This window comes from Streptoalloteichus hindustanus (assembly GCF_900129375.1).
GTDB classification, from domain to species: Bacteria; Actinomycetota; Actinomycetes; order Mycobacteriales; family Pseudonocardiaceae; genus Streptoalloteichus; species Streptoalloteichus hindustanus.
Window position 1 is genome coordinate 576,870 of the sequence record NZ_FQVN01000006.1, and the last position, 13,923, is coordinate 590,792.

Genomic DNA, 13,923 nt, shown 5'->3' on the forward strand with positions numbered 1-13,923 from the left:
GTGCGCCGGCGTCAGGGGCGCGGCAGCAGCGCGGCCACCTCCGCCATCGCCCCCAACATCTCGTCACTGACCCGCCCGCTCACCCGTTCGGTCTCGGCTATCGCGACCGTGCGCCCGTTCGAGTGAGCGTGGTAGTGGTGCCCCGTGAACCGGATGTCCGCCATCCCGAGCAACGCGCTGCCCAGCGGCTTGATGTCCCCACTTCCGTGCACGTCCATCACGTCCCGGAACCGCCGCACATCACCTCGGTCCCGGAAACTGACCCAGACCACGGAGACCACCACCGTGTTCCCGCCGTCGCCCACCGCGAGCACGACCCGGTCCAGTGACGTGCACGGCGTTCGGACGAAGAACTGCTGCACCTGACCGAAGGAATGGCGGAGGCAGTCGAGGTCCTGCCGCACCGCCTGCTTGATCCTCCGCATTCCCATGCGGTCCCACGCCTCGTCGGCGTTACCCCTGCGCGCCGCCTTCTTCCCTTCGGCCTTCCGCGCGCTGACGCTCTTCCCGGCCGAGGCCCCACCCGAGGAACCACTCGCCGTCCCACCGGAACTCCCCAGCAGGGTCCCACCGGCGCCGCTGCCCGCCGCGGCGACCAGACCGGCACTCACCGCCGCCGCGACGAACACCCCGGCCTTTCCCTTTCCCGGCCCGGGATCCGACCCACCACCGGCTCCGCCGATCCTCCGGTTCGCCATCCGGTTCCTCCATCACGTCCGCCGAACCCGGCGGCCGTTCTAGGGGAGAAACGGAACGTGGTGGCCAGAAACGCGAGGAGAACACCTGAACGGCCGACCCCGAGCACCATGCGCTCGGCGCGGAACACCAGAAGCCGCAGGGCCTATCAGGTGGCGTACGGAAGGGGCAACGCCCCTTCCTCGCTGAGTTTCACGGCCCGGGCTGGGGCCGGCTCGCGCGAGCCGGAACCCCCCGAAGCGACCGCCTCCTGGAGTCCGCGAACCGCCAGCCGGTCAGCGCGTTCGTTCTCCGGGTGCCCGGCGTGCCCCTTCACCCAGAACCACTGGACGTCGTGCGGGCCGGCAGCCGCGTCCAGGCGTTGCCACAGGTCGACGTTCTTCACCGGCTTCTTGTCGCTGGTTCGCCATCCGTTGCTCTTCCACCGGGGCAGCCAGGACGTGACCCCATTGCGCACATAGGTGCTGTCCGTGTGAATGCGGACGACGCTGGGGCGTTTCAGGCACTCCAGTGCCTGGATGGGCGCCATCAACTCCATTCGGTTGTTCGTCGTCGTCCCGGGCTCGCCGCCGCACAACTCCCTCTCGTGCCTACCGCTCCGCAGAACCGCGCCCCAGCCACCGGGACCGGGATTACCGCTACACGCGCCATCCGTGTAGATGTCCACAGTCGGCCTCACCTCGTGCTCCACCACGCACGGAACATACCGACGCCCTCCCGGCGCCGACGGCTCGCCTCACAGGCTCTCGACGTCACCCCACCAGAGAAAATCCCGCGCCCGAGTGGCAGCCACCAACTCCTGCCGCTCCCTCAGCTCCCGCAACTCCTGAACGGCCGCTTCGCCACCAGCGTCCGCCGCCGCGAACCGAACGACCAGGACGGCCTGGAAGTCCAGCCCCTTGGCCCGGTACACCGTTCCGATCTTGAGTTTGTCGTCCAGTTCCCCGGTGTACTTGTCCAGCGGAAGGAACGGGACGTTCGCCTCGCGAAGCAACGCGGTGCAGCGTTTGAGGTCGCGGTTCTGGAACACGATCAGAGCGCTCTGCCCGAGTGGCACGGGCAGCCGACCGACCACGTCGCTCATCGGAGGATGAGCTCAGGTGGCGCCGGGGGCTACGCTGAGCTGTGAAGGTCATCAGCCAGAGGGAGCTCCGCGACAACTTCGCCGCGATCCTGGAAGCGGTCAATCTGGGGGAGACCTACCGCATCACTCGTGACGGCGTAGGAATCGCCGAGTTCGTCCGCTGCCCGATCGGCCACGCCTGACCGCTGAGGAGCTGGTCGAGCGGCACAGGAAGCTGCCACGGGTTGATCAAGACATGCGGCGCGAAGCTGACGAGTTCTTCGCTGCCGGAGATCACCTTCTCGAGGAATTCCTGGAAGCGCGGCCGTAGCTGACCGGCACATGTCGGCTGACGCACACCTGCGCTTCCCTTGACCATGGGCTGGTCAACCCTGACGGTGCTGTCGAAGATCCTCGAGTTGACCGCAATCCGAATTTGTCGGGTCGGGTGGTGGTGCGGAAGTGGGTGAGATGTGAAGCCGGGCTGAGGCAGCCCACTCTCTCGGCGGCTGGCCGGCAGTGCTTCAGCTCAGAAGTGGCATGTTCAGACGGATCATGCGTAGAAGATTTCGGAGCATGTCGACGGTGTTCGTCGGGAGATCCTCCGGGTTGAAGTGCATGATGTCGTTGCGGACTTCGCGGATCATCCCCAACCTCTTACAGAAGAGAGCGCGGTCCAGCTTGGTGTCCAGCCGTGCCCATGCGCCAGGTCCGCCGCTGTCACGATGCCGTTGATTTCGTTTATCTCGTTGCGGACGAAGACGAAACCGACGCTCTGGAGGACGCTCAGCACATCGACGAGCGCTTGATCGTAAGTGATTTCTGGGGCGTCAATAAGGCAGTCGCACAGTATGGCGTCGGGGTTGATGTGTCTTGCGATGGCGATCGACTTCCAGGTCACCGCGCCGGCCAGTTTGCGCTTGTTGGCGGACATCACGGCCAACTGGGAGAAATCATCGATCTGCATCAGTGTTATCGCCTGCTCGACGGTGCCCTCCGGTGACACGAAGGTAACTCCACCCAGAGCTGACGGCAGGTTGCCGACCTTGAGTCCGATCTGTGGTGAATCGCTCTCCTCTGTTCGGGTTCGGATGCGGAATCGGATCCAGGTAGCGTGTGTACGTTGAATATGGGGCTGGCCGTTGATTCCGATATATTCTTGTGGTCAAGGGCGATGAACCACACCAGAGTGTCGAGTGCGACGTTGCGAAAATGCGGGAACGTCGTCAGGCCGTGGATCGCGAGGTCCTTCTCGATCTGGCGAGTCACCACGGTTCCCCGGGTTCGCGCGTTCCAGCGCCGTAGCAATTCGCGCACGGTGACCGAGACGGTGTCTCCCGCTCTCAGTTGTTCAGTGACCTCACTGAGGTACTCGTATGGCGCGTAGAGGAGTCGCCTGCCCCGGCATCGCGAAACTCGTCTCGAAGGGATGCGAGAGTACGGCCCGCCTCGGTTCGCCACACGTGCCACCCGTTTACCTGTTGGTCACCGCCCTCGCGGCATCCGACGGCGTCAGGTACTCCCTCCTGTTCGCGAGGACGATGCACCCGTCGGGCGACACAGTGGCGACATGTTCCTCGCCTGACCTGGGGCGGGTGAGCCTCAGCCGGTCACCCGCAGCGATCAGTTCCGCTTCCACAAGGTCGCGGATGTTTTCACGACGGCTATCTGAGACGGGCACGGCCACCAGCCGCGTTGGCGCCATTCGGGGAGGTGGGGGCGTTGGGCGCCGAGGGTGGAGTCGTCGCCGTGGCCTGGGTAGAACCAGGTGTCGTCCGGGAGGACGTCGAAGAGGCGGTGCTCGACGTCGTCGATGAGGGAGGAGAAGGCCTCGGGGCTGGTGGTCTTGCCGGCGCCGCCGGGGACTGTGAAGACGTGGTCGAATCTATCGAGGAAGTCGCGGGTCGAGATGTACCGACTTTTTTCGATGTCGTACGGCCTATCGGGATGTAGGCCGGCAATGGATTGTGCCAAAGCTTCGCGGAGAGTCGCCGAGGACTTCAGAAGCCTGGCCACTATGTCGACGGTGTCGGACGCTGCGAGAATCTTTAGCGTTTGTGCCGTGTCTTCGAGTTGTCGGATGACTTTCTCGAAATCCACAGTGCTTGTCTTCCGCATTACGCTAATCGCGTCTGCTGGAAGTAGGTCGTCAGATTCTGCTGCCGTGGCGAGTGCTGAATAAGAGAACCTGGAGGGGTCGAGTGCCATACTGAATCCGTTCCCCAAAAGTGCATGTGGTCGCTTCTGGGGCTTAAGCGGTTCCAGTAGCCATTTAAACGCTTCGTCGAAGGTTTTCACTCCTACCTCCTTGGTGTCCGATGGTTGTGGTTCGCTTCGAGTGCTACGATTGTTACGTCGAACGGTCCAAGATCTTGCGAGGACCACTGTGGTCTGTTCCTCGCAGAGGGATTACCTGGCTGCCCGGATGAGGGCGTTCAAGCGAGTAGAAGTCCATGCTGGCAGGGTGGCACCACTGGACTGCGGACGTACACGCTGACCTGACTCAGGGGAGTCCAAGCGGCTGTCTCCAGGCGCTGCGGCTGCCTTGCCCTCCTGTCGGGTCCAACCGCAAGTTGCTGGGTATGGTCCGCTAAGGGTGAGGAAGAACGCGAATTCCTTGCACGACACGTTTTGGCTGGTCGTGATTGATTGGGTCATGGTGGGCAACGCTAAGGCGGTACCGCGTTCGCTTGGACGTACCGGTTGCCATGGTGCCGCTCCGGTGCGGGGCGACGACAACTGCCCTCTTGATCTCGTCCTACGTGCTTCCCCTCCTGGCAGCGACCCTTGTGCCGACTGGCGTAGGGCCTTCCCGTTGCCGAACCGGCTGATGGCACGGTCCACTCGTAGTCACCGGCCCATCAGTGCGACTAGCGCCGCGACTTCGCCCCGCCAGGAGCGAACCTGGTCCTCCGTGGGACCGATCTCGTACTGGTGGTAGTGGCAGCCGAGGCAAAGCTGGCTCCAAGCGGCCTTCGCCCGGCGGGCGGTCCCGGCTTCGACACAGCCGCGAAGCCAGAGAAGCGCGGCTCGCATGTTGCCCTCGCGAATCGTACGGGGCGCGCGGTGCGCGGTGAGGCGGGCGGCGACCGCGATCTCCAGCGCGACGCGGAGAGCGAAGGCCGCACCGCGGCACCGACTCGCCGTCGTAACGGTGAGCATGACGGACGGGTCGGACACGGTTGTTGCGGCCTCGGCGCTGGGGAGATCACTGGAGGCGGGGGCAGCAAGGAGCTGGTCGGCGGTATGCAGCAACTCATGAATCGTTGGGTTCACTGGTCGGCCACCTCCAGCTTGCGCACGATCTGGGCGATGGCCTCGATGTCCCTCACGAACCGCAAGGGCTCCGGCATCGGGGTCCCGGTCGGGTGGACGCCTTCTTGGCACTGCCGGATGAGGTCCACCGCCGCGGGCCCGCAGCGTCTGCACAGCTCGCGGTAGACCTCGCTCGCCGTCCTCGACGAGTCCCCGAAGAGTCCCAGGGCGGCGATGTCCGTCAGCTTGACGGCGGCCGTGACGGTCTTCTCCGCCTCGTGCTCGGTCAGTCCGGCACGGTGCAGCCGCAGCCAGGCGGCCTCGGAAAAGGCACGTTCCAGGACAGTGCGGCAGAGACCAGGCAGCACGTGCGTCAGGGCCGCTGGCGGCAGATTTGGCGTACGGGCGAGAGCGTGTGCGTCGCTCAGCGCCTGGACGACCGGGTCGGTCACCCGGCGCACGGTCACCGTCGAGCGCGCCTGCCGCTCCACCTCCAGGACCGTCACCGGAAGTTCCTGGTTGGTGAAGGCCCGCTGGAGCCGCGTGTCGTGGGTGAAGACGACGACTTGGCGGGTCTCACCGAGGTGGTGCAGGACCTTCGCGAGGCCGTGGACCTTCGCGGGGTCCATGGACTGCACGGGGTCGTCAATCACGACGAACCCGAAAGGGCTGCCTGGTGCGGCGGCACGTGGCAGGAAGAGCGAGAGCGCGAGTGAGTGCAGCTCGCCCTGGCTCATGACGCCCAGCGCGGCGGCCTCCGTACCGTCCACGGACACGTCCATCACGAGCTTGCGCACGGCGGCCTTCTCGCTGCCGGTCAGGCGCACGGAACGCAGGTCGACGTTGCTCTGCTGACGCAGTTCCTCCCAGACCCGCTGTGAGTGGTCCTCGAAGGGCCGCAGCCGTTCCTCGCGCAGTTCGGCACACGCCTCCTTGAGCCACTTGCGGGCCGTCCTAACCTGGCGCAGCCGGGGCCTGCCCTCGTACGCGGTCCGGGCCCGGCCGAGCCAAGCGGCGAGGCGGGTGACGCAGCGCCGCCAGTTTTCGTCGAGCTCCTCCAGTTCCTGGGCGGCCTCCTCGCGCAGGGCAGCGCAGGTGTCGGCGAGGACGAGCGCGGCGGTCTCGGCGTGGGCTGCGAGCCGCTCGGCATCGTCGATCTCCCGGCAGGCCGCCCACTTCTTCCACGGAACGGCCAGCGGGGCGGGCAGCCAGGCGGGGACCAGCGTGACGAGGTATCGGACGGCGTCCATCGCCTCCCGCAGCTTGGTGCGGGCTTCCTGCGCGGCTGCTGCATCGCACCGCAAGACCGCCACCTGCTCGGCGGCCCGCTCGGCCCATTCCTCGTCGAGCGGCCGGTCGGCCCCGCACACCGGGCAGATGTCCTCGTTCGCATGCCGGCGGCTGTGGTCCAAGGCCCTGGACAGCAGTTCGGCGCGCTGGTGGGCGTCCTCGGCACCCGAGGCGCGCACGTCGTTTAGTGCGGCGATGGCCTTACGCAGCCGGTCCACCGCCGTACCGACCGCGTCGAGGTCGGGACCGGACAGCTCGACAATCGCGCGCAGTTCCCGAAGGTGCTCGTCGTCCGCATCAGGCAGTCCGGTCACGAGGGCGTCCAGCACCCCGAAGTCGGGCGTCCCCGACGCGCTGACAGCCGCGAGCGCGCGTGCCGCCCTGGGATCGTCCAGCGCGGAGAGCGCCTCGACGAGGACGGGCAGCTCCGCCTCGACCGCCTTCACCGCCGTGTTGAGCTCCTTCTCGACGGCCTGGAGCCGCTCGTCCGCGGCCGTCAGCTCGCCGAGTCCGAGGATGGTGGCGATCGAGTCGTACAGCTCGCTGGGCCTGCCGCTGATGACCTTGTCGAGTTCGTGGTACGACAGGAAGGGCCGGTAGTCGTGCAGCGCCCGCTCCCAGCCAGCCTCCTTGAAGGGCCGCCGTCCCTGCCCCGGTCGCTTGAACTCGACCTCGGGAGCCGTGACGTCGCCGCGCGACCAGGTGCACGTCAGAGTGGACGGCTTGGCGTCGCCCGCAGCAGAGAGGCGGACCTCGACCTTGGGCTCGCCCCCGTCGTGCAGGTTGCGCCAGTGCCGGCGCCATACCTCACCGCGCTGCTTGTCGAGGCGGGCGGTCCGTCCGGTGAACGCGGTCTCGACGCCCTCGGCGAAGCTGGACTTCCCCGAACCGTTGCGCCCCATCACGAGAGTGACACCGGGCTTCGCGGTCAGCGGCAGACGCGCCTTGCGGCCGATGCCGCGGAAGCCGGCGACGCTGATGGATTCGAGGAACATCCGCTGATCGGGGCGCGGGCCTGCTGACGCGCCCGCACCAGTTCCCGCCTCGCCCAGCGCCTCGCGGAGCATCGCCTTGACTCCCTCGGGGAGGGTGGACGCTTCGAGGCGGCTGGCCAGCTGGGAGAGCGTCGATGGGCTGCCGCTGCCGGGGTCCTGTCCGGTCTGCGCGATGTGCTCCGGGCGCTTGTGGTGCTCAAGGTCTTCCGTCATGGCGCTCTCCGCCCTCTTGTGGTTCGTTCCGGTGGGGTCGGCCGGGCGGACGCGGTAAGCGAGAGGGGGTGAGCCTCCGACGATTCGCGAGCCCGGTACGACGGGACAGACGTTAGGGACGGAGGATTGCCGCAATCCACTTATTCAGCGATAACCTGGGTTATCGTAATTCGAATACTTTCGACGCGAGTTGACGCCCGAGGAGCGCTTCGCGCCCATACCGTCTTGTCGACTGGATGACGAGTGCACCGATTACCATCGCCGGGCAGAACGTCACCGATATGACTGGATCGAGCACACCTGGCCGTGATGGGCGGGCGGCACTCGGCCCGCCCATCACGTTCCTGCCTACTTCGCGGCAGGCGCCCACAGGGCGGCCACGATCTCCATCTGCTTCAGGACGAGGTCGACCGCCTCGCGCTCCTCCTCCGGCGGGTACTCGAACATCGCCAGCACGCGGCGGATGCGGGTGCGCAACTTGGCCCGGACGGGCTCGCGGGAGAGCCAGTCGACGGAGAGGTTCTTCCGGATGTCCTTGACCAGGGCTCGGGCGATCTTGGCGAGCGTGTCCTGGCCGCCCTCCACCAGCTCGGCCATGTTCTTCTGGGCGACCGCGTCGTAGAAGGCCAGCTCCGCGTGGCTGAGTGGCGGGTCGAACTGCTCACCACGGCGGGCCTCCGCCGACACCTCCCTGGCCAGGGCGGCGAGTTCGGCGATGACCCGGGCGCTGGTGAGCTGCTGGAGCATGTACCGCTTCATCAGGTCGTCGAGGCGCTTGGAGAAGCTCTCGTTGCGGACGACGTTGTGCTTGGTCACCTCGCGCATCTTCTGCTGGATCAGGCGGCGCAGCGCCTCGGCGACCAGGTGCGGAGTCTCGGAGTTCGCCAGCTTGCGCAGCTGCGCCTCGTTGATGCGGGTGATGTCCAGCCTGCCGATCCCGGCCTCCGCGTACAGATCGGTGATCTCGTCGGCGTCGACGACCGAGGCCGCCAATGCCTGGAGGTAGCGCTGCACCTCGACACTGAGCGGCTGCCCGCTCGCCTCGCGCTGCGCCGCGTCGAGCTTGATCATCCAGGCCCGGACCTCGCTGAAGAAGGCGATGTCGCGGCGCCAGTCGTCCATGTCCACGCAACGCTCGACGATGACGCGGCTCATCGCGCAGAGGCGGTAGAAGCGGTCGAGCCGGGCGGCGCTGTCCTTGAAGCGGACGGAGAGCGGCTTGGCACCGGGCTCGACCTGGTTGCCAGGGTTTGTCGGGTCACGCAGGAAGTCGGCGGTCAGGCGCAGTGCGCGTCTGCGGGAGTCGGGACGGCCGGTGTCGGCCAGCCATTCTTTCCAGCGGCACCCGGCCAGCAGTCCCCTGATGGTCGACAGCTCGTTCTTGACCTCGGTGATGGCCCGCTCGATGTCCGCGCCGAGCGTCTGATCCTTGCGGTCCTGGTCGGAGTACTCGCGCAGGGCTTTGTTGAGGTTGTCGGTGAGGGGCGCGTAGCCGACGAGGAGGCCGTCCTGCTTGCCCCGGAAGCGACGGTTGACGCGGGCCAGGGCCTGCATCAGGTTGGCGCCCTGCATGGGGCGGTCCATGTACAAGGTGTGGATGGGCGGCGCGTCGTAACCGGTGAGCAGCATCGAGTGGACGATGAGCAGTTCCAGCTCGTCGTCCGGGTCCTTGGCGCGAGCCTGGACGACCTTCTGCTGGGACGGCCGCAGGGCGTGCTCGCGCAGGTGCTCCCCGTCAGAGGGGTCACTGTGGAAGACGATCTTCATGACGCCCTGGTCGGCTTCCGTGCCCACCCATTCCGGCCGCCGCTCGGCCAGCGCGTCGAAGAGCCGTACGCAGATGTCGCGGGTGGCGCAGACGACCATCGCCTTGCCGGGGCCGCCGATGTCGGGCTTGACCAGTTCGCGGCGCCGCTCCCAGTGGGCGATCAGGTCGTCGGCGAGCTTCGCTATCCGGTCAGGGGCACCGTAGACGGTGTTCATCGTCGTGGCGTACTTGATGGCACGGCGGCGTTCGGCGTCGTCCATGCCCTCGGTGAGGCTGTTGGCCTGCTCGTCGAGCGTGTTCGGGTCGACGTCCTTGGGCAGGTTGACCTCGATGACGCGCGGTTCGTGGAACACGCGGACCGTGGCCCCGTCGTCGACGGCGCGCTTCAAGTCGTAGACGTCGATGTAGTCGCCGAAGACGGCCCGGGTGTCGGCCTCGGCCTTGGAGATCGGCGTGCCGGTGAAGGCGAGCAGGGTGGCGTACGGGAGGGCGTCGCGCAGGTGGCGGGCGTACCCGTCGAGGCTGTCGTAGTGCGAGCGGTGCGCCTCGTCGACGATCACCAGGATGTTGCGCCGCTCGGACAGGAGCGGGTGGGACTTGCCGGCCCGCTTCTCCTCCTTGCTCAGGCCGAACTTCTGGAGGGTGGTGAAGATGATCCCCCCGACGGTACGGCTCTTCAGCTCAGTGCGCAGTTCCTCACGGGTGTTGACCTGGATGGGTTCCTGCCCGAGAAGGGTCTTGCTGTCCCGGAAGGTGTCGTAGAGCTGGTCGTCGAGGTCGTTGCGGTCGGTGATGACGACGATGGTGGGGTTGTTCAGGGCGGGGTGGCGGGAGATGAGGGCGGACGTTTCCACCATCTCCTCCGACTTGCCCGCGCCCTGCGTGTGCCAGACGACGCCGGCCTGCCCGGTTGACCGGGACGCCTCGACGACCGCTTTCACCGCCTTGTTGACCGCGAAGTACTGGTGCGGTTTCGCGATGCGCTTGCCAGAGAGGGACTCGCCGGGTTTGGGCGGCGGGAAGTTGACGAAGTTGCGGGTGAGGGAGAGGAACCGGACCTGTGTGAACAGACCGTGCAGCGCCAGGTTCAGTGCGTCGAGGCCGTCGTAGCCGGGCTCGGTGGTGTCGACGCGCTCACCGTCGTGGTCGACGTTCCAGGGCGCGAAGTGCTCGTACGGTGTGAAGATTGTGCCGTACTTGGCGGTTATGCCGTCCGAGAGCAGGCAGAGCACGTTGTAGCGGAACGCGATCGGGAACTCCGAGACATAGGTCTGGAGTTGGGCGTGCGCGGACTTCAGGGTCGCGTTCTCGTCGGACGCGCTCTTCAACTCGACGACGGCCAGGGGCAGGCCGTTGACGTAGAGGACGATGTCGAAGCGGCGGTGGCTACCGTCGGTTTCTCGGACGATGACCTGGTTGACGGCGAGGTAGCTGTTCGCGTCGGGGTCCGTAAAGTCAACGAGGCGCACGGTCGGGGTCTGCTCGGCGCCGAACTCGTCGGTGTAGGTCAGCCGGATGCCGGCGGTGAGATACTCGTGCGCCTGCCGGTTCTCCGCGTACGCCTCGCGGGAGGCGGGGTCGGTGGCGATGCGGAGGGCTTCGTGGGCGGCGGTGGCGGTCAGCTCCGGGTTCAGCTTCTCGATGGCCGCTTGGAGTTCGTCGTGCAGGATCAGGTCGCCCCAGTCGCGGCGGTGGCCGGTGCCGGGGGCGACGTCTTTGCCGGCTTTTACCTCCCAGGCGAGCTCTCCCAGTTCGTCCAGGGCGAGGTGTTCCCAGGTGGCCTCGGTCATCTTGGCGTCGAGGTGGGCGGGAAGCTGCTCGCTGACGCTTTCGGCGGTCATAGGGCGTCCTCCACAATCTTCTCAGCGTCACGGACGCGGAGCTTGCCGGACATCAGCTGGGGGAGAAGGGTGTCGCGGAGGCGTGCAAGGGTGCGCGACTCACGCGCAAGTGACCGGATGTGCGCAAAAAAATTAGACGCCATTTTTCCGAATTCGGTAAGCAATTTTTCGTCAGGGCGGATTACTTGGAAGTTTGCCAGATCGGCGGCGGCGACACGCTGGCGCCCTGATGAGCCGACCATGTTTCGGATGGCGTGTTCGCGGAATCTCCTATTGCGCGCAAGGAAATAGCTAAATTCGGGTGGCACCCCCTGGGTCGAGCGCATCACGATAAATTCCGTGGAGCCGACGCCAACTTCACCTTTTTTCATGAAGTCGACATAACCTGTCTTGCCGTTCTCTAGGCACGGAGTAATGCGAGCCAGGAGCGTGTCGCTGTTCTCGAATCGAGTTCCCCCCTTTGGTTCCCTTCTTGTCCAGGTGTTGATGGCCGCGCGATTCGTGGAGAGGGCGGCCATGTCCACGTAGATGGCTTCCGGGGATGGTTTCGCGACCTTCGGGTTGAAATGTACGAGATCGGTCACAGGTACAGAATTTTCGGGGTCTGGCTCGGTTTCCAGGCCCATGCGCTCGACCTGCAATATGAGCAACTGCTCATATGTAGTGGAGATGCGCTCGTTGACCGCGATCTTGTCGTCCAGTGCCCCGAGTGTAGCGGCGATAGCCCTTTGTTCCGTTGGCTCAGGCAAGGAAATCTTAATCTGAGTGATGTAGTTTCGATTGAGCATGGGCTGGGCAGCCCCAGAATTATAACCAGAAAAATCGATCTGGTCGAGCAGGTAATAAGCGAACCTTGGGTCATTGCCCTGAAAATCTGTTACGTAGAGGGCTGTGTTGAGCGGCCAGAAATCCACATTGCAATATGTTGCCTTTCCCATGGACGCCCCGGCGCGTCCTAGTACAACTCCCGGCGCCTTGACGATCGCCGTGTCATGCGTGCCGCTTCGGCCTGCGGCGCCCATGACAGGCACACTTCCAGGCATCCTTCGCGAAGTTGGAAGGTCGTGACCACGCTGGAGCTTGACCAACTGGTCCAAGGTTGTCTGGCGCCACTCAGACATCGAGCCTCCCCAGCTGCTCCCGCACCACCGCGTCCAGCCGCGCTGACTCGTCCAGTTGCTCGAACAGCTCCTTCGTCAGCCGCGCAATCCGCTCTTCCACCGGCTCCGCGTCCGGGTCCTCCTCGGCCTGTGCCGCCCCCACGTACCGCCCTGGGGTCAGCACGTAGTCGTTCTTCTTGATCTCCTCGATCGTCGCGCTGTAGCAGTAGCCCGGCACGTCCTCGTACGTGAGGCCCTTGTTCTTCGCCGACTTGGTGCCGCGCCACACGTGGTACGTATCGGAGATCTTCTCCAGATCCTCGTCCGTGAGGATCCGCTCCGTGCGGTCGACCATCGTGCCCATCGAGCGGGCGTCGATGAACAGCACCCGGCTGCGCCGATCGGCCAGGGCCTTCGCGCCCTGCGGGGACTTGTCCTTTGTCAGGAACCACAGGCACGCCGGGATGGCCGTTGTGCGGAACAGGTTGCCCGGCAGCGCGATCATGCAGGAGACCAGGTCCGCCTCGACCATCGCGGCGCGGATCTCGCCCTCGCCCGACTGCTTGGACGACATCGAGCCGTTGGACAGGACCACGCCCGCGCTGCCCCGGTCGCCCAGCTTGGAGACGATGTGCTGGAGCCAGGCGTAGTTGGCGTTCGACTGGGGTGGTACCCCGTACTTCCAACGCCGGTCGTCCGTCTTCCTCGCCCAGTCGGACATGTTGAACGGCGGGTTGGCCATCACGAAGTCGGCCTTGAGGTCGGGGTGCTTGTCCTCGGCGAAGGTGTCCGCCCAGCGGTCGCCGATGCCCTTGGGGTCCATGCCGTGGATGGCGAGGTTCATCTTCGCCAGGCGCCAGGTGCGTTCGTTGGCCTCCTGACCGTAGATCGCGATGTCGTGCGTGTGGTCCTGGCCCTTCCACTTCTTCACGAACTTGCCGCTCTGGACGAACATGCCGCCCGATCCGCACGCCGGGTCGTACACCCGCCCCTCGTACGGCTCCAGAACCTCCACGATCAGGCGGACCACGCTCGCCGGGGTGTAGAACTCGCCGGCCCGCTTGCCCTCGGCACGGGCGAACTTCTCCAGGAAGTACTCGTACGTCTCACCCAACACGTCCTGCGCCGGGCGGTCGCCGTGGCCGGTGAAGCGGGCGTCGCTGATCAGGTCGACGAGTTCCTTCAGACGCTTCTGGTCGACGTTGTCGCGGTTGAAGATCTTCGGGAGGACGCCGGTGAGGGCCTTGTTGGCCTTCATCACCTCGTCCATGGCTGTGTCGAGGAGCTTGCCGACGCCGCCTTCCGCGCTGGCCGCGTTCTCGGAGATGTAGTCCCAGCGGGCGGTCGGGGGCACCCAGAAGACGTTCTTCTCGGTGTACTCGTCCTTGTCCTCCAGGAAGGCCGCGCGGCGGTGCTCGGGGATCTGGGCCAGCTCGGGGTCGGCGGCCAGTTCCTCGCGGCGTTCGGCGAAGGCGTCGGAGACGTACTTCAGGAAGACCAGGCCGAGCACGAACTCCTTGTACTGGGCTGCGTCCATGGAGCCGCGGAGCTTGTCCGCGGCCTTCCACAGGATGTCCTGGATCTCCTTGGTGCTGGAGATGCCGGGCAGTTCGCCCTGTCCGGCGGCTGCCGCGGCTCGCTTGCGGGGAGGCATCGTTCCTTACTTCCTGTTGATGGGTGGATGGGCCTAATCGGTGGATGG

General features: G+C 65.9%; 12 protein-coding genes. 1 reads left to right on the forward strand and 11 read right to left on the reverse strand.

What is annotated here, in order from left to right; all coding sequences use genetic code 11:
• Positions 1-11: 11 nt before the first annotated feature.
• The 3 genes from BUE43_RS35275 to BUE43_RS21485 form a co-directional block, all read right to left on the reverse strand.
• Positions 12-698, reverse strand: coding sequence for a hypothetical protein (locus BUE43_RS35275; protein ID WP_234995824.1), 687 nt, complete (start codon positions 696-698; stop codon positions 12-14).
• Positions 699-844: 146 nt separating this feature from the next.
• On the reverse strand, positions 845-1,390 hold the full coding sequence (gene rnhA, locus BUE43_RS21480; RefSeq protein ID WP_200797615.1) for a ribonuclease HI: 546 nt from the start codon (positions 1,388-1,390) through the stop codon (positions 845-847).
• Positions 1,391-1,432: 42 nt separating this feature from the next.
• Positions 1,433-1,780, reverse strand: coding sequence for a hypothetical protein (locus BUE43_RS21485; RefSeq protein ID WP_073485934.1), 348 nt, complete (start codon positions 1,778-1,780; stop codon positions 1,433-1,435).
• A 41-nt stretch (positions 1,781-1,821) separates the two neighbouring features.
• Here BUE43_RS21485 and BUE43_RS35280 point away from each other — a divergent pair, with 41 nt between their 5' ends.
• Entirely contained in the window at positions 1,822-1,962 is a 141-nt protein-coding gene (locus BUE43_RS35280; RefSeq protein ID WP_234995825.1) for a type II toxin-antitoxin system Phd/YefM family antitoxin, read from the forward strand.
• Between the two features lie 440 nt (positions 1,963-2,402).
• On the opposite strand, the gene BUE43_RS21495 is transcribed toward BUE43_RS35280, so the two are convergent.
• From BUE43_RS21495 to BUE43_RS21525, 8 genes are all read right to left on the reverse strand, one after another.
• A complete protein-coding gene (locus tag BUE43_RS21495; RefSeq protein ID WP_073485936.1) occupies positions 2,403-2,765 on the reverse strand; it encodes a CBS domain-containing protein in 363 nt (120 codons plus the stop codon).
• A 468-nt stretch (positions 2,766-3,233) separates the two neighbouring features.
• Complete coding sequence (locus tag BUE43_RS36010; protein ID WP_407697133.1) at positions 3,234-3,464, reverse strand: restriction system modified-DNA reader domain-containing protein; 231 nt, start codon at positions 3,462-3,464, stop codon at positions 3,234-3,236.
• Positions 3,383-4,057 carry a DUF4917 family protein gene (locus tag BUE43_RS21500; RefSeq protein ID WP_200797616.1) on the reverse strand — a complete coding sequence of 225 codons (675 nt, stop codon included), beginning with the start codon at positions 4,055-4,057 and terminating at the stop codon, positions 3,383-3,385. The genes BUE43_RS36010 and BUE43_RS21500 overlap by 82 nt, the downstream gene beginning before the upstream one ends.
• Before the next feature lie 552 nt (positions 4,058-4,609).
• Positions 4,610-5,035: a hypothetical protein gene (locus BUE43_RS21505; RefSeq protein WP_073485940.1), complete on the reverse strand. Its 426-nt coding sequence runs from the start codon at positions 5,033-5,035 to the stop codon at positions 4,610-4,612.
• Complete coding sequence (locus tag BUE43_RS21510) at positions 5,032-7,647, reverse strand: AAA family ATPase (RefSeq protein WP_200797617.1); 2,616 nt, start codon at positions 7,645-7,647, stop codon at positions 5,032-5,034. The genes BUE43_RS21505 and BUE43_RS21510 overlap by 4 nt, the downstream gene beginning before the upstream one ends.
• Before the next feature lie 213 nt (positions 7,648-7,860).
• Positions 7,861-11,121, reverse strand: a complete 3,261-nt coding sequence (locus BUE43_RS21515) for a type I restriction endonuclease subunit R (RefSeq protein WP_073485942.1) — start codon at positions 11,119-11,121, stop codon at positions 7,861-7,863.
• Entirely contained in the window at positions 11,118-12,242 is a 1,125-nt protein-coding gene (locus BUE43_RS21520) for a restriction endonuclease subunit S (protein WP_073485944.1), read from the reverse strand. Before BUE43_RS21520 ends, BUE43_RS21515 begins: the two co-directional genes overlap by 4 nt.
• Positions 12,235-13,875: a class I SAM-dependent DNA methyltransferase gene (locus BUE43_RS21525; protein ID WP_073485946.1), complete on the reverse strand. Its 1,641-nt coding sequence runs from the start codon at positions 13,873-13,875 to the stop codon at positions 12,235-12,237. The genes BUE43_RS21520 and BUE43_RS21525 overlap by 8 nt, the downstream gene beginning before the upstream one ends.
• Positions 13,876-13,923: the final 48 nt, after the last annotated feature.